Origin of the sequence: Anaeromyxobacter soli (assembly GCF_022808855.1) — a bacterium.
Lineage (GTDB): Bacteria > Myxococcota > Myxococcia > Myxococcales > Anaeromyxobacteraceae > Anaeromyxobacter > Anaeromyxobacter soli.
On sequence record NZ_JAKZLF010000011.1, the window covers coordinates 12,665 to 33,156 of the forward strand.

Annotated in this window: 15 protein-coding genes; 7 read left to right on the plus strand and 8 right to left on the minus strand. The window is 72.9% G+C overall.

Going from position 1 to position 20,492, the window contains the following annotated elements:
• Nucleotides 1-7 precede the first annotated feature (7 nt).
• From MLV88_RS10145 to MLV88_RS10165, 5 genes are all read right to left on the minus strand, one after another.
• Nucleotides 8-2,308 (minus strand): polysaccharide biosynthesis tyrosine autokinase, encoded by a 2,301-nt coding sequence (locus tag MLV88_RS10145; RefSeq protein ID WP_243337377.1) that lies wholly within the window; start codon nt 2,306-2,308, stop codon nt 8-10.
• A gap of 17 nt (nt 2,309-2,325) precedes the next feature.
• The gene (locus MLV88_RS10150) at nt 2,326-4,362 is read right to left on the minus strand and encodes a nucleoside-diphosphate sugar epimerase/dehydratase (RefSeq protein ID WP_242353717.1); all 2,037 of its coding nucleotides are present in this window, start codon (nt 4,360-4,362) and stop codon (nt 2,326-2,328) included.
• A gap of 367 nt (nt 4,363-4,729) precedes the next feature.
• Nucleotides 4,730-6,049 carry a nucleotide sugar dehydrogenase gene (locus MLV88_RS10155; RefSeq protein WP_243337378.1) on the minus strand — a complete coding sequence of 440 codons (1,320 nt, stop codon included), beginning with the start codon at nt 6,047-6,049 and terminating at the stop codon, nt 4,730-4,732.
• Nucleotides 6,050-6,102: 53 nt separating this feature from the next.
• The gene (locus MLV88_RS10160) at nt 6,103-7,266 is read right to left on the minus strand and encodes a DegT/DnrJ/EryC1/StrS family aminotransferase (RefSeq protein WP_242335940.1); all 1,164 of its coding nucleotides are present in this window, start codon (nt 7,264-7,266) and stop codon (nt 6,103-6,105) included.
• 33 nt (nt 7,267-7,299) lie between these two features.
• Complete coding sequence (locus MLV88_RS10165; RefSeq protein WP_242353744.1) at nt 7,300-8,859, minus strand: class I adenylate-forming enzyme family protein; 1,560 nt, start codon at nt 8,857-8,859, stop codon at nt 7,300-7,302.
• A 214-nt stretch (nt 8,860-9,073) separates the two neighbouring features.
• Between MLV88_RS10165 and nadE the strand changes: the two genes are divergently transcribed.
• Genes nadE through MLV88_RS10180 form a run of 3 tightly spaced genes read left to right on the plus strand, consistent with a single transcriptional unit; the run spans nt 9,074 to nt 12,370 of the window.
• Nucleotides 9,074-10,048, plus strand: a complete 975-nt coding sequence (nadE, locus tag MLV88_RS10170) for an NAD(+) synthase (RefSeq protein ID WP_242335946.1) — start codon at nt 9,074-9,076, stop codon at nt 10,046-10,048.
• Between the two features lie 2 nt (nt 10,049-10,050).
• Complete coding sequence (gene asnB, locus MLV88_RS10175) at nt 10,051-12,081, plus strand: asparagine synthase (glutamine-hydrolyzing) (protein WP_243337379.1); 2,031 nt, start codon at nt 10,051-10,053, stop codon at nt 12,079-12,081.
• Between the two features lies 1 nt (nt 12,082).
• Nucleotides 12,083-12,370: an acyl carrier protein gene (locus MLV88_RS10180; protein WP_242335952.1), complete on the plus strand. Its 288-nt coding sequence runs from the start codon at nt 12,083-12,085 to the stop codon at nt 12,368-12,370.
• Nucleotides 12,371-12,465: 95 nt separating this feature from the next.
• Here the strand turns inward: MLV88_RS10180 and MLV88_RS10185 are convergent, their stop codons facing one another.
• The 3 genes from MLV88_RS10185 to MLV88_RS10195 form a co-directional block, all read right to left on the minus strand.
• Complete coding sequence (locus tag MLV88_RS10185) at nt 12,466-13,107, minus strand: hypothetical protein (RefSeq protein ID WP_243337380.1); 642 nt, start codon at nt 13,105-13,107, stop codon at nt 12,466-12,468.
• Between the two features lie 76 nt (nt 13,108-13,183).
• Nucleotides 13,184-14,248 carry a lipid II:glycine glycyltransferase FemX gene (locus tag MLV88_RS24575; protein ID WP_243337381.1) on the minus strand — a complete coding sequence of 355 codons (1,065 nt, stop codon included), beginning with the start codon at nt 14,246-14,248 and terminating at the stop codon, nt 13,184-13,186.
• Nucleotides 14,245-14,970, minus strand: a complete 726-nt coding sequence (locus MLV88_RS10195) for a sugar transferase (RefSeq protein ID WP_308197551.1) — start codon at nt 14,968-14,970, stop codon at nt 14,245-14,247. The genes MLV88_RS24575 and MLV88_RS10195 overlap by 4 nt, the downstream gene beginning before the upstream one ends.
• 435 nt (nt 14,971-15,405) lie before the next feature.
• On the opposite strand from MLV88_RS10195, the gene MLV88_RS10200 reads away from it, so the two are divergent.
• Genes MLV88_RS10200 through MLV88_RS10215 form a run of 4 tightly spaced genes read left to right on the plus strand, consistent with a single transcriptional unit; the run spans nt 15,406 to nt 20,483 of the window.
• Nucleotides 15,406-16,767: a lipopolysaccharide biosynthesis protein gene (locus tag MLV88_RS10200; protein ID WP_243337382.1), complete on the plus strand. Its 1,362-nt coding sequence runs from the start codon at nt 15,406-15,408 to the stop codon at nt 16,765-16,767.
• Nucleotides 16,764-18,005 carry an O-antigen ligase family protein gene (locus MLV88_RS10205; RefSeq protein WP_242353772.1) on the plus strand — a complete coding sequence of 414 codons (1,242 nt, stop codon included), beginning with the start codon at nt 16,764-16,766 and terminating at the stop codon, nt 18,003-18,005. Before MLV88_RS10200 ends, MLV88_RS10205 begins: the two co-directional genes overlap by 4 nt.
• A gap of 25 nt (nt 18,006-18,030) precedes the next feature.
• Nucleotides 18,031-19,212, plus strand: a complete 1,182-nt coding sequence (gene wecB, locus MLV88_RS10210) for a non-hydrolyzing UDP-N-acetylglucosamine 2-epimerase (RefSeq protein WP_242335966.1) — start codon at nt 18,031-18,033, stop codon at nt 19,210-19,212.
• Nucleotides 19,209-20,483 (plus strand): glycosyltransferase family 4 protein, encoded by a 1,275-nt coding sequence (locus tag MLV88_RS10215; RefSeq protein ID WP_243337383.1) that lies wholly within the window; start codon nt 19,209-19,211, stop codon nt 20,481-20,483. The genes wecB and MLV88_RS10215 overlap by 4 nt, the downstream gene beginning before the upstream one ends.
• Nucleotides 20,484-20,492: the final 9 nt, after the last annotated feature.

The following is a 20,492-nucleotide window of genomic DNA, read 5'->3' on the forward strand; positions in this document are numbered from 1 at the left end:
GGCCGGGTCAGGCCTTGCCCGGCGTCGTCTCCGACCGGTACTCGTACCGGCGGTACCGGCCCGAGCGGCCGTAGCGGCCGCGGTTCGTGTCGACCTGGTTGAGGATTGCGCCCTGGACCCGCACGCCCCCCTGGCCGAGCTGCTTCACCGCGAGCGTGATCTCGTGCACCGAGTGCGCCCCCGCCCGGAGGACGAGCAGGTTGACCCCGGCGTGGCGCGCCACGAGCGTGGGGTCGGTGACGGCGAGCACGGGCGGCGTGTCCACCAGCACGAGGTCGTAGCGCTTCGAGAGCTCGGCCAGCAGGTGCTGGAAGCGGTGGCTCGCCAGGAGCTCGGCGGGGTTCGGCGGGATCCGCCCCGTCGAGAGGACGTCGAGCCGCTCGACGGACGTGCGCCGGAGCGCCTGCTCGAGGGTGACCGCGCCGCTCACCACGTCGGAGAGCCCGGGGGCCCGCTCCAGCGAGAAGTAGCGATGGAGCCGGCCGCGGCGAAGGTCCCCGTCGACGAGCACGACGCGCCGGCCGGCCGCAGCGAGGAGGTGCGCGAGGTTGACGGACACGAAGGACTTGCCGACCGCGGGCGCCGGCGCGCCGAGGGCGATGATGTTGTTCCGGGCCTCCACGAGCGCGAACTGGAGCGCCGTGCGCAGGCTGCGCAGCCCCTCGACGGCGAGGTCGTCGGGGGCGGCCTGGGCGAGGGCCGCGCGGAACGAGCCGGGGATCTGCCGCGCCTCCCGATCGAGCTGCAGCTCCACCTCGGAGTGAGGGACCATCACGAACACGGGCAGGCCCGTGCGCGCCTCGATCTCGTCCGGGTCGTCGGAGCCCTCCGTGAACGCGTTGCGCGCGAGCGCGACCCCGACGCCGAGGCCCAGCCCGACGAGCAGCGCGACCACGAGCACGAGCGGCTTGTTCGGCCGGGCCGGGTCCTTCGCCGTCTCGGCGGGATCGAGGACCGTGACGTTCCCGATCACGCCCGAGCGGGCCACCTTCAGCTCCTGCGCCTTGTTGAGCACGAGGACGTAGAGCTCCGACGCGACCTTGACGTCGCGCGCGAGGCGCGCCGCGTCGAGCTCCAGCTCGGGCAGCGCGCGCATCTCCTCGTCGAGGGAGACGTGCTCCTTCTGCATGCGCGCGATCTTCTGCTGGACCGCGATGACCGCGGGGTGGCTGTCGGTGAAGCGCTGGCGCAGGTCCATGAGCTGCAGCTGCAGCTCCTGCAGCGCCGTCTCGATGCGCACCGCGCGGCCGAGCACCGCCTCGGTCGCGGCGGAGATGTCCATCGAGCGCTTCTGCTGCTGGTAGGCGTTGAGGGCCGCCTCGGCCTGGTCGACGTTCCCCTTGAGCTGGGGAAGCTGCGACTCCAGGAAGGCGAGCATCTGGCCGTTCTCCGCGTTCTTCCGCTCCACGTTGCGGCGCAGGTACGCCGCCCCGATGGCGTTGAGCGTCGCGGCGACCTGCTGCGGGTCCCTCCCCTCGAGCTCGGCCACGAGGACGTTCGTCTTCTTCGCCGTCTCCCGCACGGTGAGCGCGTCGCGCAGCTCGGTGATCACGTCCGGCCGGTCCCGCTTCAGGAGGACGAACTCCGTGCCGGGCCGGGCCACGAGCTCGCGGATCACGACCTCGACGGCGGCGCCCCCCTCCCCTCCCGACGCCCGGGCGCCCACCGCCCCCTCGACGAGCGCGGACCCCTCGGCAGCGAGCCGGTAGCGCCCCCCCTCGAGCGCGGTGAGCACGAGCGGGACGTCCACGAGATCCTCTCCGACCGCGAGCTCCTGCACGCGGACGCGCTCGCCGCCCCAGCCGTAATGCGCGAGCCCGAGCCGCGGCGCCGCCGGAGCGCCGCCGCGCCAGTGGCGCGCGAGCGTGGCGCCCACCAGGGGCGCGCGGCGCGGCTCCGCCTGCACGTCGAGCCCGAGCTCGTCCACGACCGCGCCGATGAGGGTCCGCGAGCGGATGATCTCGATCTCCGTCTCGGCCGGCGACGCGGCGTCGCCGATGAACCCCGAGAGGTCCTCGAGGCCCGTCAACGTCTGCTTGCGATCCTCCATCTGGAGCACGAGCGCGGCCTGGTACACCGGGGTCGCGAGGATGAGGTAGGCGACGGCCAGCGCGACCACGGCGAGCGCGACGCCCACGACGCCGCGGTGGCGCTCCCGCAGGACGCGGAACACGTCCGTCAACGGCACTTCCTCGCGCGCCCGCGGCAGCGGCGGCGGCAGCTGCTGCTGCTGCACCACGTCGCCGATCGTCCCCGCTCCGAAGTTCACCTCGACGACCGCGTCGTCGTTCGCCCGATCGTGTGGCATCTCTGGTTCCTTGCGCATCACAGCGGCGATGCGACCCCGGAGTCCCTGCCGTCCAGGCCGCCCACGCGGCCGCGTGGACCGCCGCGCTCGGTCGTCGCGCGCGAGCTCGTGCCGTCGCGGCCGTTCCGCGCCGGGCCGCGGTAGGTGGGGACGATCGTGCGCAGCGCGGCGAGGATGCCGGCGGCGTCCCCGCGGTCGGCGAGCCGTTGCAGCTCGTCCATCCGCTCGCGGAGGTCGGGCGGCGGCGCCGGGCTGTGCGTCACCCGGATGCGGTTCCTCACCACGAGCGAGCGCTCCTCCTGCTCGGTGAGGACCTCCTCGCACAGCTTCTCGCCCGGGCGGAGGCCGGTGTAGACGATGTCGACGTCCTCGCCCGGCACGTGGCCCGACAGCGTGATCATGCTGCCCGCGAGGTCGGCGATCCGGATCGGCTCGCCCATGTCGAGCACGCAGAGGTCTCCGTGGCCGCCGAGCCCGGCGAGCAGCACGAGGCCGCACGCCTCCGGGATGGTCATGAAGTAGCGCGTGCAGTCCGGGTGCGTCACCGTCACCGGACCGCCGCGGGCGATCTGGCGCTTGAAGATGGGGACGACGCTGCCCGCCGACCCGAGCACGTTCCCGAACCGGACGGCGGTGACGCGCACGCGGGAGCGCCGGGCCAGGTCGCGCACCACGAGCTCGGCCACCCGCTTGGTCGCGCCCATCACCGAGGTCGGGTTCACCGCCTTGTCCGTCGAGATGAGGACGAAGCGCTCGGCGCCGCACGCGTCCGCCATCCGCACCGCGTTGAGCGTGCCGAACACGTTGTTCTTCACCGCCTCCGCGGGCGCGTCCTCCATGAGGGGCACGTGCTTGTGCGCCGCCGCGTGGAAGACGTCCTGCGGCCGGTAGCGCAGGCCGAGCCGGCGGAGCGGCTCCGCCTCGCGCACGTCGGCCACTTCGGCGTGGAGGTCGAGGCCCGGGAAGTCCTCGGCGAGCGCGAGCCGGCGGAGATAGAGCTCGTTCTCGTTCATGTCGACCATCACGAGCTGGTCGACGCCGTTCCGCGCGAGCTGGCGGCACAGCTCGCCGCCGATGCTCCCGCCGGCGCCGGTGACGAGGGCTCGCCGGCCCTCCACGAGCCGCCGGACCTCCGACTCGTCGAACGCGACCGCGGCGCGTGGGAGGAGGTCCTCGGGCGAGATGTCGTCGAGCCTCGCCCCGGAGAGGCGCCCCTCGAGGTCGGCCCACGACGCGGGGACGATCTTGAACCGGACGCGCGAGGTGGCGCAGAGCGCGATGATCTCGCGTACGCGCGCCGCGGGGGTTCGCGGATCCGCGAGGAGCACCGACGCGACCCGATGCTGCCGGATGATCTTCGGGAGGTGCTGGATCCCGCCCAGGATCGGGATCCCGGCGATCCGGCAGCGCGCCATGTGCCCGTCCTCCTCGACGAACCCGACGAGCTGGTAGCCCGGGTTCGGGGAGCGGAGCAGGTCGCGTGCGAGCAGCTCGGTGGCGTGACCGGCGCCGACGATGACCGCGCGCGGCGCGCCGGCGAGCGACTGGGACCAGATCCCCGCCCACCGGAACGCCGCCCGGGGCAGGAAGCGCGTGGCGCCGAAGGCGCTCGCGGAGAGGAAGAGCTCGAGCGCGAAGACGGTCCGCGGCAGCGGGAGCTCCAGGAGCTTCGTCGCGGCGACGAACAGCACGGAGCCGGCGACGCAGGCCGCGGCGATCCGGAGCGCCTCGGCGAGGCCCGCGAGCCGGAAGGACCAGCGGTGCAGCCGGGCGAAGCCGTTGCACGAGACGCGGATCGCCATCAGCGCGGCCGTCGCGACCGGCAGCATCTGCTCGTACCGCAGGGGGATCTCGCCGTCGAAGCGGAGCCAGATCGCGGTCCGGAGCGCGACCATCGCCGCGATGCCGTCCACGGCGAACATGACCGCGTAGCGCGCCCCCGCGGACGCTCGCGCGCCCGCCTCGGCCACGCGCATCGCTCCCGCCACGACGGCGCGCAGCCTGCGCAGGGAAGCCTCCCCGCCGTCCAGCTGGACGGATCCCCCTTGGCCCATCCTTCCTCCCTCCCAACCCGTACCCGTCCTTCGATGGTGCACGCTTGCAGGTATGCGCGTTGTGCTCACACGTCGAGTCCTTTGGCCCTCGGGCATGAGAGTTCGCCCGGCCGGCGCAATCTGAATGGGGCCGACCTCGTCCGGTGCTCTCGCGACGGCGGCGGTGAAGCGTTCGTTTCCCGCGCGATGGCGCGCGCGGTGAGTGAACGCAAGCCCACGCGGGCGCGTCCCACGAACCACATGCACGCTCGGTGGATGCCCGCCTGCTCGGATCCCCGGGAAGGCTCGCGATCGAGGAGCGCGCACGCGGCCCGCCCGTGGAGGCGAGGGCGTCCGGGCCCATCCGGCGGCGCGTGGACGTCGGTCCTCACGCGCGTACGATGCGCGGGCCCTCGCGCCCCGTGAACAGCGGCGCGACGGCGTTCCGGGTGTCCACGACGAGGCGCACCCCCTCGTAGAGCGCGGGGTCCTTGAACACGTCGTGCGCGGTCGAGACCACGACCGCGTCGTGGCTCGCGAACGTCGCCGCGTCGCACCGGACCGAGCGGAGCCCGAGATCGTGCTTCCGCACCTTGCGCGCCGTGGGGAAGTGCGGATCGCAGTACGCCACGCGCGCGCCGCGCTCCTGGAGCAGCTCCAGGATCTCGTACGAGGGGGACTCGCGATCGTCGTCGATATTCGCCTTGTAGGCGAGCCCGAGGACGAGCACGGCGGAGCCCCGGAGCGCCTTCCCGTCCTCGTTCAGGGCCTCCGCGATCCGCTCCACCACGTACCGCGGCATGCGCGAGTTGATCTCCCCGGCGAGCTCGATGAACCGCGCCCACTCACCGTGCTCGGCCGCCTTCCACGCGAGGTAGAACGGATCGAGGGGGATGCAGTGGCCGCCCAGCCCCGGGCCCGGGTGGAAGGGCATGTAGCCGAAGGGCTTGGTGGACGCGGCCCGGATCACCTCCCACACGTCGATCCCCATGTGCTCGAAGATGACCTTCAGCTCGTTCACGAGCGCGATGTTCACCGACCGGAAGACGTTCTCCAGGAGCTTCGTGGACTCCGCCACGCGCGCGCCCCGCACCGGGACCACCCGATCCAGCGCCCCCGCGTACAGCGCCGCCGCGATCTCCGTGGACGCGGGGTTCACGCCGCCGACGACCTTCGGGATGGTCTTCGTGGTGAAGTCGCTCCGGCCCGGGTCCTCCCGCTCGGGCGAGAAGGCGAGCAGGAAGTCCTCGGGGGTGCGGAGGCCGCTCTCCTCCAGGATCGGAAGCACCTCCTCGTCGGTGGTGCCTGGGTAGGTGGTCGACTCGAGCACGACGAGCTGTCCCCGCCGGAGCCTGGGCGCGATCTGCCGGGCCGTCGCGTGGATGAACGAGTTGTCCGGCTCGCGGTGGCGGCCGAGCGGGGTGGGCACGCAGATGAGGATGGCGTCGCAGTCGGCGAGCCGGCCGAAGTCGGTCGTGGGGGTGAACCCGCCGCTCGCCACGGCCGCGCGGACGCGCTCCGGGCCGATGTGGCGGATGTAGCACTCGCCGCGGGTGAGCGCCGCGACCTTGGCCGAGTCGACGTCGAGCCCGATCACCGGGAAGCCCGCCTCGCGGAAGACGAGCGCGAGCGGCAGCCCGACGTACCCCTGGCCGATCACGCCCACGACCGCGGTGCGCGATCGGATCCGTTCCCGGAGCTGTTGCATGGAAGCCTCCTCTAGGCCGCTCGGCGGCGGAGCGAAGCTGGGCACGACGCACCTCACGCGAAGGCGCCCCAGGGGGTCTCGTGTTGACCGAGGGTGGGGCGTGCGACCGAGCGGACGACCTCGACGACCCGGTCCTGCTCCTGGCGCGAGAGGCTGCTCGAGCTCGGCAGGCACAGCCCGTGCTCGAACAGCGCGGCGGCGACCTCGCCGCCGTACCGCTCGCACGTACGGTAGAGGGGCTGGAGGTGCATCGGCTTCCAGAGCGGCCGTGCCTCGATGTCCCGCGCCTCGAGGGCACGCAGCAGGTCGTCCCGGGAGGCGCCGAACGCGCGCGGCGCGACGAGGAAGCAGGAGAGCCAGTTCGTGTGCAGGCCGTACGGCGCCTGCGGCATGAGCCCGATGCCGGGCAGATCCGCGAAGGCGTCGCGGTAGCGGAACGCGACGGCGCGGCGCTGGGCCACCCGCTCGTCGAGCACCTCGAGCTGGCCTCGACCGATCCCCGCCAGCACGTTCGAGAGCCGGTAGTTGTGGCCCACCTCCGTGTGGTGGTACGCGGCGCCCGGCTCGCGCGCCTGCGTGGACCAGAACCGCGCGCGGTCGACCCAGTCCCGTCGCGCGGCGACGAGCATCCCGCCGCCCGTCGTGGTGATGATCTTGTTCCCGTTGAACGAGAACGCGGCGACGTCGCCGAACGACCCCGCGGGCGCCCCGTGGTACGTCGCCCCGAGCGCCTCGGCGGCGTCCTCGAGCAGCGGCACGCCGTGCGCGCGGCACGCCTCCAGGATCGGCGCGAGGTCGGCGCACTGGCCGTAGAGGTGGACCACCACGACCGCCCGCGGCGGCCTCCCTCGGCGGGCGCGGTCCTCGAGCGCCTCGGCGAGGAGCGCCGGGCTCATCATCCAGGTCGCGGGATCGCTGTCCACGAACACGGGCGTGGCGCCGAGGTAGCGGATGGGGTTCACGCTCGCGACGAACGTGAAGTCCGAGACGAGCACCTCGTCGCCGGGCGCGACCCCGAGGAGCCGCAGGCCGAGGTGCATGGCGGCGGTGCCGCTCGCGAGCGCCACCGCGGGCCGCCCGATGCGCTCCGCGAACGCGCGCTCGAAGGCGTCGAGGTTCGGGCCGACGGTGGAGAGCCAGTTCGAGGCGAACGCCTCGCGCACGTAGCGCTCCTCGCTGCGTCCCATGTGCGGCACCGACAGGTACGTCCGCGTCATCCGCTCGCCCTCCCCCGTCGCGCGACCCCGCCCTCAGCCCGCGGCGTGGCGCGCGGCGAGCTCCGTCCGCAGGAGCTTGCCCGCCTCGTTCCGAGGCAACGCCTCCACCCACGTGAACGTGGCGGGGACCTTGTAAGGCGGCAGCTGCTCGCGGCAGTGCCGGCGCAGGTCCGCCTCGCTGGGCGTGTTGCCGGGGCGACCGACGACGAACGCAGCGGCGACCTCGCCCATCAGGTCCTGCTTCACGCCGATGACGGCCGCCTCCGCGACCGCGGGGTGGGTCGCGATGACGTGCTCGATCTCCACGGGGCTCACCCGGTGACCGCCGATCTTGAGGATCTCCTTCGAGCGCCCCTGGTGGAAGAGGAAGCCGTCGGCGTCGCGCAGCGCGAGGTCACCCGTCCAGAGCCACCCGTCGCGGAGGATGGCCGCGGTCTCGGCGGGCTCGTCGAGGTAGCCCTGGGTCACGTTGTCGCCGCGCGCCACGAGGTGGCCCACCGCTCCAGGCGGCAGCTCGCGGCCCGCGTCGTCCACGACGCGGAGCTCGACGCCGGGGATGGGGACGCCGATGGAGCCCTTCTTCTCCTCCGCGCGGTCGGGCGGGAGGTAGGCGAGCCGCGCCGTCGCCTCCGTCTGGCCGTACATGACGAACAGCTCCGCGGGTCGAAAGGCCTCGCGCACCCAGGCGATCGTGTCGGGCGCCATGGCGCCCCCGGCCTGCGTGAGGTAGCGCAGCCGCGGGAACGCCATGGACGAGACGTCCACCTGCCTGCGGACGATCTCGAACGTGAGCGGGACGCCGGCGAACCCCGTGCACCCCTCCGACGCGAGGGACTCCAGGACCACGCGCGGGAAGGCGAAGCGATTGTCGAGGAACACCGAGCCGCCCGCGAACAGGTGCGTCTGCAGCACGCTGCGGCCGTAGCAGTAGTAGAGCGGCAGGACGAGCAGCGCGCGATCGTCGGCGCACAGCCGGAGGTACTGCACGATCGAGCGGGTGTTCGCGTCGACGTTCCGGAACGTCTGCACGACCCCGCGTGGCCTCCCCGTGCTGCCCGAGGTGTAGAGGATGAGCGCGGGCCAGTCGGCGCGCGGCTCGGCCCGCGGCGGCGGCGGCGCGGGCTCGACGCTGCCGTCCTCGAGGACGAGGGACACCGGCGCGCCGCGCAGCCCGTCCGGAACCGTTCGGGTCGCGTCGCCCTGCAGCACCCAGAGGTGCTCGAGCCGTCCCTGCGCGAGCACCTGCCCCCAGAGGCGCGCGTCGCGGCCCCAGACGACCGCGTGCCGGGCACGGCTCTGCGCCACTACGCCCGAGAGCACCTCGGCGCCGAACTCCCGGTTCACCTCGACGCACGTCCCTCCGAGCATGTTCACCGCGAGCCCCGCGACGACCGTGGCGGGGGTGTTGGGCAGCGCGAGGACGACCCGATCGTGCGGCCCGACGCCGTTCGCCGCGAGGTGACCCGCGAGGGCCCGCACGCGCGCAGCGAGGTCGCCGTAGGTGAGGCGCACCGCGGGGGTGGCGATCGCCGGCGCGTCGGGCTGGCGCTCGGCGTGCGAGAAGAGCCACTCGTGCAGGAGCGAGGATTCCACCGGGCCTCCGTCGCGGACGCGAGCGCGTCGCGCGCCGCGTACGTACGCGTCCCAACGTGTGCACCGGAACGGCTCGCGTGCACGCCTCGCGAGGAGTCCCGTGCTCGCCCGAGGCGCTCGGGGACATCGCGCCGCGCGCCCCAGGATTGCGATCGCATTCCCCCGATGCCCGGGACATGTCGCCGAACCCGTCGTGATTATTCTCGACCGCACGATGTTCTCGCGAGACGTGCTGCGGATCGACCCTGCCGGTGTCGCCGAGCAGATCCAGACGACCCTGCGGGAGCAGGTCCTCGGGTCGCTGCGCCGGCGGGGCGCCGTCGTGGGCCTGTCGGGCGGGGTCGACAGCTCCGTGGTGGCGACGCTGTGCACGCGCGCCCTCGGCCCGGATCGCGTGGTCGGGCTGCTGATGCCGGAGCGCGACTCCTCGGGCGACGCCCTCAGGCTCGGCGCGATGGTGGCGGACCGCCTGGGGATCCGCCACGTCGTCGAGGACGTCGGCCCCGCCCTGGAGGCGCTCGGCTGCTACGAGCGGCAGCTCGAGGCGATCCGGGCCGTCTACCCCGAGTACGGGCCCGGATGGCAGTGCAAGCTCACGCTGCCTTCCCTGCTCGAGGGCGATCGCCTCAACGTCACGACGCTGACGGTCGCGGACCCGCGCGGGATGCAGCGGAGCTCGCGGATGCCGCCCGCCGCCTACCTGCAGCTCGTGGCCGCCACGAACTTCAAGCAGCGGGTGCGCGCGATGGTGGAGTACTACCACGCGGATCGCCTGAACTTCGCGGTGGTGGGCACCCCGAATCGCCTGGAGTACGACCAGGGCTTCTTCGTGAAGCAGGGGGACGGCGCCGCCGACCTGAAGCCCATCGCGCACCTGTACAAGACCCAGGTCTACGCGCTCGCCGAGCACCTCGGGGTGCCGGCGGAGGTCCGCAGCCGACCGCCCACCACGGACACCTTCTCCCTCGCCCAGACCCAGGAGGAGTTCTACTTCGCGTTGCCTTACGCCGACATGGATCTGTGCCTCTGGGCGCACGACCACGGCACGGCGCCCGCGGAGGTCGGCGCCGTCACCGGGCTCACCGCCGAGCAGGTGGAGCGGGTCTATCGCGACATCGAGGCGAAGCGCCGGGCGAGCCGGTACCTGCACCAGGCTCCGCTGCTCGCGGACGACCGCCGGGGGCCGTAGGGATGTGCGGGATCGCCGGCTTCGTGGCGCTGCGCGAAGGCCTGCCTCCGCAGTCGCTCGACGAGCTCACGGCCATGGTCTCCGCCCTGCGCCATCGCGGGCCGGACGAGTTCGGCCTGTATCGGGACGCGCACGCGGGCCTGGGCCACGCGCGGCTCTCGGTCATCGATCTCCTCACCGGGCAGCAGCCGCTCTGCAACGAGGACGGATCGCTGTGGGTGACGTTCAACGGAGAGATCTTCAACTACGTCGAGCTGCGCGCGGAGCTCGAGGCGCTGGGGCACCGCTTCCGGACCCGGAGCGACACGGAGGTCATCGTCCACGCGTACGAGTCGTGGGCCGAGCAGGCCTTCGAGCGCTTCAACGGACAGTTCGCCATCGCGCTCTGGGACTCGGCGGAGGAGACGCTGATCCTCGCCCGCGACCGGCTCGGGGTCCGCCCGCTGTACCTGTGCGAGCACGGCGGCCGGCTGTGGTTCGCGAGCGAGGTGAAGGCGATCTTCGCCGGCGCTCCCGCGCTCACGCGCGCGTTCGACCCCGTGGGCCTCGCCGAGACGTTCACCTTCTGGACCGTGGTGCCCCCCCAGTCCGTGTTCCAGGGGGTCACGGAGCTCGAGCCGGGTCACGTGCGCAGGATCTCGCGGCGGGGCACGGTGGACCGGGCGTTCTGGACGCCCCGCTACGCCGAGGGGGCCGCGCCGGCGAGCTCGCCGGGCGAGGCCGCGGAGCGCGTCCGCGCGGCGCTCGAGGACGCCGTGCGCCTGCGCATGCTGCGCGCCGACGTGCCGGTGGGGAGCTACCTCTCCGGCGGCCTCGACAGCTCGCTCGTGGCCGCGCTGGGACGCCGCGTGAGCGGCGGGAGGTTCTGCACGTTCTCGGTGCGGTTCGAGGATCTCGAGTTCGACGAGACGCCCTACCAGCGCGCCGTCGCGGAGCGCCTCGAGAGCGAGCACCACGAGCTCGTCGTCAGCCGCGAGGACATCCGCGCGGCGTTCCCCGCGGTGGTCGCGCACGCGGAGCGTCCGCTGCTCCGCACCGGTCCGGCGCCGCTCTTCCTGCTCTCGCGGCAGGTGCGAGAGGCGGGCATCAAGGTGGTCCTGACCGGCGAGGGCGCCGATGAGATGTTCGCCGGGTACGACCTCTTCCGGGAGGGAAAGATCCGGCGCTTCTGGGGTCGCCAGCCCGAGTCGGCGCTGCGCCCGCGCCTGCTCGAGCGGCTCTACCCCTACCTGGTCCGTTCACCGGTCTCGCAGCGAACCCTCGCCCGCGAGTTCTTCGGGCGCGGGCGAGCCCAGTGGGACACACCCGGCTTCGCGCACCAGCCGCGCTGGCAGAGCGCGGCGGCCCTGCAGCGGCTCTTCAGCGCCGAGCTGCGAGATCGGCTGCGGCGCGTGGACGTCGTGGAGCGGCTGCTCGCCTCGGTTCCCGCCGAGTTCCCCGGCTGGTCTTCCCTGGCCCAGGATCAGTATCTGGAGGCGCGGACCCTCCTCTCCGGCTACCTGCTCTCGTCGCAGGGCGACCGGATGCTCATGGCCCACTCGATCGAGGGCCGGTTCCCGTTCCTCGACGCCCACGTGGTGGAGCTGGCGAACGGGCTGCCCGACGCGTTCAAGCTGCGCGGCCTCGACGAGAAGCACGTCCTGAAGCGGGTCGCGCGAGGCCTCGTCCCGGACGGAGTCGTCGAGCGATCCAAGCAGCCCTATCGCGCTCCCGACGCGCAGGCCTTCGTGGGCCCCGGCGCTCCGGGCTGGATCGAGGACCTGACGAGCGAGCGGGCAGTCGGGGACGCCGGCGTCTTCGATCGCGGCGCGGTCGCGCGCCTGTGGCGCAAGTGCCAGGCGTCGGCGGCCGGCGGGCAGCTCTCCAATTTCGACAACATGGCCCTCGTCGGCGTGCTTTCGACGGCGCTGCTCCATGAGCAACTCATCCGGCAGGTGCCTTCGCGGGCGCCGGGGGTGGAGTTCCGGACGTTCGTCGACAGGTTGTCCGGAGCGTGCGGCCGGCCCGGATCGGGCATCGCAGCGGGGGTGTGAGGTGACGGTCCAGCAACGCATCAGGGCGTTCATCCTCGAGAACTTCTACGTGAGCGATCCGGCGGAGCTCGCCGACGACGCCCTCCTGGTCACGAGCGGATTGGTGGACTCCACCGGGGTGCTCGAGATCATCGCCTTCGTCGAGGAGGAGTTCGGCATCCGCGTCCGCGACGACGAGACGACGCCCGACAACCTCGAGTCCATCGAGCGGATCGCCTCCTTCGTCGCGCGGAAGCGGCAGGCGAACGGCCCGACGTCGTTCACGAGCGGGGACGTCTCAGCGGCGTGAGGGACGCCGCGGAAGCGGCGAAGCCGCTCGCGGCGGCGCACGGGACCCGGCGGGCAGGGGCGGGGGCGCAGCCACCGTTCGAACAGCCGGCACGCTCACAGGTTCCTCCACGAGAGCCCCGCCAGGTTGTAGCCCGTGAGCAGCTTCTGGATCTGGAAGCCCAGCCCCATGAACGCGTTGAGCGACGGGATGTTGTCCTTGCGGATGTAGGCGTTGCAGGCGCGGAACCCCTCGCGCTTCGCGAGGTCGAGCACGAAGTGGTTCACGGTGGGGAACACCGACAGTCCCCTGAACCGGGGGAAGATGAAGATGTTCTCGACCATGGCCTCGTCGCTCCGCAGCGGGTAGTAGAGGCGCCGGCGCTGCCGCTCCAGCAGCGCGTTGTCCTGCGGGCGGAGCAACCACTGCATCGAGACGAGCTCGTTCTGCGGGCTCCGCCCGATGTAGCAGCTGGAGAACCCGGCCCGATGGAAGAGGACGCGGGCGACGACCTCCTTGCGGGAGGCCAGGTCGAGCGCTCCGAGACCTCTCACGATCTCGTCGAGGTCCGCCTCGGTCGCCAGCTCGCAGCGAATGTCGGAGCGCAGACGAGGGAAGCGAAGGCGTCCCATCGGCGCTCTCAGATGATAGAAGTGATCCTGATAGGCGACGCGCTTCAGCAGGTACACCAGCGGGACGGTGAACCCCAGGCTGGACACGACCAGGCGGACTCTGTCGAGCGACGACGAAGCTGGCATGTCGACCACCTTCCACCTCGCCAGCGCCCGGAAGTCGTGCCGGTGGGCGCGATCCCTCTTCGCCTCTCCGTGCGCGTCAGGCACGGTACGCAGGGAAGAAGCCGGTCCTCGGGCGCCAGGGTTTCCCCTCGCGTGAGGCGTGCGCCGCGCGAGCGTCGGCGAGCTCGCGGCAGGCGACCTCGTCGTGGACGAGCGCGGCGACGCGAAAAGGCACCGCTCCGCGCCGATCGAAGGCCCGCTTGTACCGGTACAGCCCGTCGTCCGGCTCGTGCCCGCCGCCGAGCACGTACCGGCGCTTCCCCTCGCCCATCGACCACTCGGCGATCCGGTGCTTGACGAGGTAGCTCGGTCCCAGCGCGAACGCCTCCTCGAGCGTCCCGCCGAGGAAGTAGTACACGTGCTCGTCCGCGCAGAGCACGAGGTCCGAGGAGACCACCTTCCCCCCCGCGCGCGCGTGGAAGAAGACGAAGCGGCCGCCGAGCCGCGTCACGATCGACTCGAAGAACGACCGAGGGAAGAAGTAGAACTCGTCCGCGCACCGCCGCTGCATGGTGTGCGTGTACACCTCGAAGAACGCGTCGAGCCCGCTGCCGTCGCGATCGACCTCGACCGTCACGCCGGCGGCCTCCGCGAGCCGCACCCACTTGCGCACCTTCGACTCGTAGTTGCGCCACAGGCCCTCGCCGCCGCCGTCGAGGGTCACGACCACGTTCTGCGATCTCACCTCGACCCGACCCGGCATGGGGGCGAGCTGCTCCGCGAACAGCGACAGGCGGGCGAAGGTCGTGACGATCCGCTCGTCGCGGCACCACTCCCCGTACGCGGCCCAGAACGCGGCCTGATCCCGCACTCCGCCGCCGCACACGAAGGGACCCCCGTAGCCATAGGGCGTGATCGCGTCCCGGCGCAGCTCGCCCCGGCGCGCCCAGGGCTCGAGGGCGAGCGGCCGGAGGATGAGCGGGAACAGGATGGCGCCACCCTCGTCCTCCCCCACCACGCACACGGCGCGATCCCCGGGCCGCGCGAACAGCTGCGCGTATTCGGGGCGAGTCACGACCTCCTTGGCCGGCCAGGCGCTCCAGATCGCGAGCCAGGTGGCGACGTCGCCCGCGTCTGCTGCGTCGAGGACCCGGAACCTCACCCGCGGCCACCTTCCGCGCCCGGGGCGCTGCGCCCGCCCGCCTGCATCCCGGGCTGCGCGCGCGCGGCGGCGGGCTCGCCGCCCGCGGGAGCGCCGCTCGTGCGGACCGCTCCTGGGAGCGGGAACCCGATCTCGGCGATGTCCTGCGTCTCGTGGACGTCCGAGCGGCGCAGCACCTGATACACCGTCAGCGCGAGGATCCGGAGGTCGAGCCGGAGGCTCCAGTGGTCGACGTACCAGACGTCGAGCGCGAGCCGCTCCTTGAACTTGAGCGCATGGCGGCCGTTGACGGCCGCCCACCCCGTGACCCCCGGGCGCACGTCGTGCCGGCGCCGCTCGTCCGGCGTGTACTGGTCCAGGTACTCGACGAGCAGGGGCCTGGGCCCCACGAGGCTCATCTCGCCTCGGAGGACGTTCCAGAGCTCGGGGAGCTCGTCCAGGCTGGTGGCGCGCAGGAAGCGTCCGAGGCGAGTCACCCGCTGCGCGTCCGTCTGGTACCAGACCTCGTCCGCGCGCGGAGGGCGCATCGTCCTGAGCTTGTAGATCGTGAAGGGCGCGCCGCCGAGCCCCGGCCGAGCCTGACGGAACAGGATGGGGCGCCCCTGCGTGACGAGGATCGCGGCTCCGGCGACCGCGAGGACCGGCGAGGCGAGCACGAGCCCCACCCCGGCTCCGCAGACGTCGAGCGCCCGCTTCACCTTCAGCGCGATGCCCCTGCTCACGTTCAGGACGGGCTCCCTGCCGGGGTGAACCGGCCGCTGGAGGCGAGGGCGCGAGCCCTGTTCCACCCGGCGTTCCCTTGCGCGGCACTTGACGGTATTGCCGGAGCCCTCCCCTTACACGAGCCATCATGGGACCGGACCGCGGACCGCGGCCCGCGCGGCGCTCCGCGGCGGCCGGGCTTCCGCGCGCGATCCGCCCGAAGCGGTCGCCCCGCTCGAGCTCGCCTCCTCGCCGCCCCATTCGCGCTCATTGCCGTTCGCCTGCCGCGCCCAGATCGTCGGCGGTGCGGTCTCGTCGAGGTCGGGCCAGCCGCGAGGACCCATGCCGCCCGTCTCCATCCACGCCCGGCTCGTCTCCGGCACGCCGTGCAGCACGCCCCCCGGCGGGCGCGCTCCCCATGCACCGAGCGTGACCCGAGCCCCGGGGACACGCGCATGACCTCGGGCACTCGCTCGGTCGAGCGCCGGGACGCGCCGGAGTCCGGGCGGCCGGCACCGCACGTCGTCGCCCTCCCCCCGGAGCAGGCCGCGCCCGCCGTGGCGGTGCCCCGGGCCCGCATGAGCCTCAGGCGAAACGTGCTGTGGACCCTCGCCGGCAACGGCGTCTACGGCGGCTGCCAGTGGGCGATGCTGATCGTGATCGCGAAGCTCGGGACGCCCGAGATGGTCGGCCAGTTCGCGCTGGCCTTCGCGGTGACCGCCCCCGTGATCATGGCCGCAAACCTGAACCTGCGCGGCGTGCAGGCGACCGACGCGCGCGAGGCCTACGGCTTCGGCGACTACCTCGCCCTCCGCCTGCTCTCGCTGTCCCTGGCGGTCGCGCTGCTCGTGACGCTGGCGGTGGTCGTGTACCCCGGCGCCACCGGGATCGCGATCGTGACCGTCGCCGCGGCCAAGAGCGCGGAGTCCCTGAGCGACGTGTACTTCGGGTTCATGCAGCGCCACGAGCGGATGAGCCTCATCTCCCGCTCCCACATGGTGAAGGGGCTGTCGTCGCTCGCCGGGCTCGCGGCCGGCCTCCGCTTCGGACGGTCCCTGACGTGGGCCGTGGTCGGCGTGGCCGGCGCCTGGATCGCCGTCCTGGTGCTCTACGACATCCCCCAGGCCAACCGGCTCGCGAGGGCCGTGCACGGCGGCCCGCTGCGCGCCCGCTGGCGGTGGCCGGCGTTGCGCACGCTCTCCCGGATGGCGCTGCCGCTCGGGTTCGCCGCGCTCCTGTCGTCGCTCCTGACGAACATCCCGCGCCTCTTCGTCGAGCGGCTGCTCGGGGCGCGAGAGCTCGGCTTCTTCGCGGCGGCCGGGTACCTCATGATCATCGGGGCGCGCTTCATGACGGCCCTCGGCGAGTCCGCGAGCCCCCGGCTGGCGTCGTACCACGCGAGCGGCGAGGGGCGGCGCTTCCGTCGCCTCCTCCTGCGGATGATCGGGCTCGTCTCGGGCGTCGGCGCCGTCGCGCTCGCGGTCGTCGCGCTCCTGGGCCGGCCCCTGCTCGCGGCGCTCTACCGCCCGGAGTACGCCACGCAGGCGTACGTGCTGCTCGTCCTCATCCTCGCCGCCGTCATGGGCTACGCGGCCGTGCTGCTCCAGTACGCCATGACCGCGCTGCGCGCGCTCCGGATCCAGCCGCTCATCCTGGCCGCCAGCGCGATCGTGTCGGCGCTCGCCTGCGCCGTGCTGGTGCCGCGCCACGGCAACATGGGCGCGGCGGTCGCGATGTGCTGCGGGGCGGCCGTCCAGGTGGCGGGGAACGCCTGGGCGACCCGCGTCGCGCTGCGGGACCTCCGGTCGGCGGCATGACGGGCACGCCTGGCACCTCGAGGCTCGCTGCCGCCGCGTGCGGCGTGCTCACCGCGGTGTACCTGCTCGTCGGTCGCTGGACGCTCTCCCGCCTCGGCGACGCCGCCACGGAGCACCCGTTCTACACCGAGGTTCGCTTCTGGGTGGTGCTGCTGCTCGTGTGCGTGTCGCTCATGGCGAAGGCCCAGCCGTCGGCGGGGGCGCGCGGCCGCGGAGGGCTGACCGTCCCGGCCCTCTTCGTGTTCTTCACGTACTGGGTGGCCACGGCCGCGTGGGCTCCGGACCCCGTGCTCGCCGCCGTCAAGCTGTACGAGGTCGTGCTCGTCGCGGCGGCCACCTTCGGCCTCGCCCGGGCGCTCTGGAGCGACGACTCGGGGCGGGTGCTGCGCTGGATGTGGGCGGGCGTGCTGGCGGTGGCCGGGCTCCTGGCGACGGTCGCGCTGGTGCGTCTCGTCACCTCTGGCGCGGTCGGGGAGCGCCTGTCCGTGATGGGCGGCGGGCCGAACTCCTTCGCGCGGCTCATGGGCTACCTCGCGCTGGCGGCGCTGTTCTTCTGGAGGCGCCACGGCCGCTCCTGGCTGTTCATGCCGATCGCCGCGATCTCGCTCGTGCTCGTGATGCTGAGCGGCTCACGCGGGGGGCTCATCGCGCTCGTCCTCGGGGTCGGCGTGTTCCTCGTGTCGGAGCTGCGGAACGCGAGGCGCCTCGTGCCCGGCTTCGTGCTCGCCGCTGTGGTGTTCGCGATCACCGCCACCTACTCGCCCATCGGCGCGGCGGCGCTCGAGACCTACGAGCGCCGCGTCAATCAGCTGCTGCTGCAGGAGCAGTACACGTCCGGACGGACCCGGCTCTACCGCTCCGCCTACCAGCTCGCGCTCAAGGAGCCGGTGTTCGGCGACGGGCTCGCCGCGTTCTCCGGGCGGCGGCTCGGGGTGTACCCCCACAACCTGTTCCTGGAGGCGTTCTGCGAGGCCGGGATCCTCGGCGTGGCGCTGCTCTCGCTGACGTTCGGGGCGGGCGCCGTCGCCTCCCTCCGGGGGGAGCGCCGGCCGGACGGCTCCGCGCTCGCGGGGTTCGCCTTCATGCTCGTCGCGGCGCAGTTCAGCGGCGACCTGTTCGACAGCCGGGCGCTGTTCGCGTTCCTCCTGCTGTCCAGCGTCCAGCCGCCGGCGGCGGCCCCGGTCGCCGCCGGGCCGCCATCACTCCGGGCGGAGCTCGCCTCCCGAGCCGGTCCGTGATCGGACGCGGCGTAGAGATGAGGACATGCGCGAACGAAGAAAGATCCTGCACGTCGTCGGGGCGCGGCCGAACTTCATGAAGATCGCGCCCGTGATGCGGGCGATCGCCGGCGCGGGGTTCGCCGATCAGCGGCTCGTCCACACCGGCCAGCACTACGACGCGGCGATGTCGGACGTGTTCTTCTCCGACCTGGGGCTCCCCGAGCCCGACCTCCACCTCGGAGTGGGCTCGGGCTCGCACGCGGAGCAGACCGCGAGGGTCATGGTGGCGTTCGAGCGCGTGTGCGTGGACGAGCGGCCCGACCTCGTCGTGGTCGCCGGCGACGTCAACTCCACGATGGCGTGCGCGATCGACTGCGCCAAGCTGCGCATCCCGTGCGCGCACGTCGAGGCGGGGCTCCGGTCCTTCGACCTGGAGATGCCGGAGGAGGTGAACCGGATCGTCACCGACCGCCTCTGCGACGTCCTCTTCACGCCCTCGGCCGACGGCGACGAGAACCTGCGGAACGAGGGCGTCGATCCGGCCCGGATCTTTCGCGTCGGGAACGTGATGATCGACTCGTTGCTCGAGCACCTGCCGAGGGCGCGCGAGACGCGCGCGCTCTCGAGGGCGGGGGTCCGGGCCGGCGACTACGCGGTCCTGACGCTCCACCGGCCCTCGAACGTGGACGATCCGGAGGTGCTCCGGGGCATCTTCGACGCCCTGGAGGAGGTCCAGCGGCGGCTCCCCGTCGTGTTCCCCGTGCATCCGCGCACGCGCGCCCGGCTCCAGGAGTTCGGCCTCGGCGGGCGGGTCGAGGCGCTGCGCGGACTGCACCTCTGCGAGCCTCTCGGTTATCTCGACTTCCTGGGGCTCACCTCGCAGGCGAGGCTCGTCCTCACCGACTCGGGCGGTCTCCAGGAGGAGACGACGGCGCTGGGCATCCCCTGCCTCACGCTCCGCGAGAACACCGAGCGCCCGATCACCGTCACCGAGGGGACGAACGAGCTCGTGGGCACCGACCCGGGGGCGATCGCCGCCGCGGCGTCACGCGCGCTCGACGGAGGGAGCCGGCCGGGCCGCGTCCCGGCCCTCTGGGACGGGAAGGCGAGCGAACGGATCGCCCGCGTGATCGCGAGCCTCGCGTGGACACGAGCCGGAGAGACGGACGGGCCGGGCGAGCCGCCCCGGCTGGCTGCCGGCGTGAGGCACGGGAGGGGAACGTGAGGATCCTCGTCATCCACCAGTACTACGGCATGCCCGGGCGCGCCTGCGGGTCGCGCTTCAACGAGCTCTCGCGGCTCTGGTCCGAGGCCGGTCACCACGTGACGGTCGTGGCCGGGACGATCCAGCACTCCACCGGCAAGGTGCCCGAGCAGTACAAGGGGCGCTGGAACACCCGCGAGCGGGACGGCAAGGTCGACGTCTGGCGCTGCTACGTCCCGGAGCTCTACGGCAAGGGCTATCTCGGGCGCGCGTGGGGGTTCTTCGCCTTCATGTTCTCCGCCGCGTCGGCGGCGCTCCGCGCCGGAAGCCCCGACGTGGTCATCGCCACCTCGCCGCCGATCGTGGTGGCGGTGCCAGGCTGGCTCGCAGCCAGGGCGCGCGGCGCGCGGCTCATCTTCGAGATCCGCGATCTCTGGCCCGAGAGCGCGGTCACGACGGGCGTGCTCCGCGAGAAGGCCGTCTTGACGCGCCTCCTCTACCGTCTCGAGCGCTGGTCGTGCCGGGTGGCGGACCGCATCAACGTGCTCACCCCCGCCTTCCGCGACGATCTCCTGCGCCGCGGCCTCGCCCCGGCCGAGAAGATCATCTGCGTCCCGAACGGCGCCGATCTCGACCAGTTCTGGCCGGGCCCCCGGGAGAACGCGGTGCGCCGCGAGCAGGGCTGGGGCGATCGCTTCGTCGTCATGTACGCCGGCGCCCACGGCAGGGCCAACGCCCTCGGCCAGCTCGTCGACGCGGCGGAGCGGCTGCGGGACCGCCCCGACATCCTCATCGCGACCGTCGGAGACGGCACCGAGCGCGCCAGGCACGAGCGCGCGGCTCGCGAGAAGGGCCTGACGAACATCGTCTTCTGCGGAGAGCAGCCGAAGGCGCGCATGCCCGAGTTCGTCAACGCCTGCGACGTCGGCGCCGCGGTGCTGCAGGACAACCCGACCTTCCGCACCGTCTACCCGAACAAGGTCTTCGACTACATGGCCTGTGCTCGCCCGACGCTCCTCGCCATCGACGGCGTGGCGCGCGCGATGGTGTGCACGGACGCGCGCGCCGGGGTCTTCGTTCCCCCGGAGGACGGGCGGGCGATCGCCGAGGCGATCCGGCGGCTCGCCGACGATCCCGTGGCGTGCGCGGAGATGGGGCGCAACGGGCGAGCCTGGGTCGAGGCGAACGCCGCTCGCCAGGCGCTCGCGGCGCGGTATCTCGAGTCGATGAAGGAGCTGGTCGGCACGCCGCGAGCCGGCCGCCGGCCGCACGAGAGCGCCGCCCAGACCTGAACGCGCGAG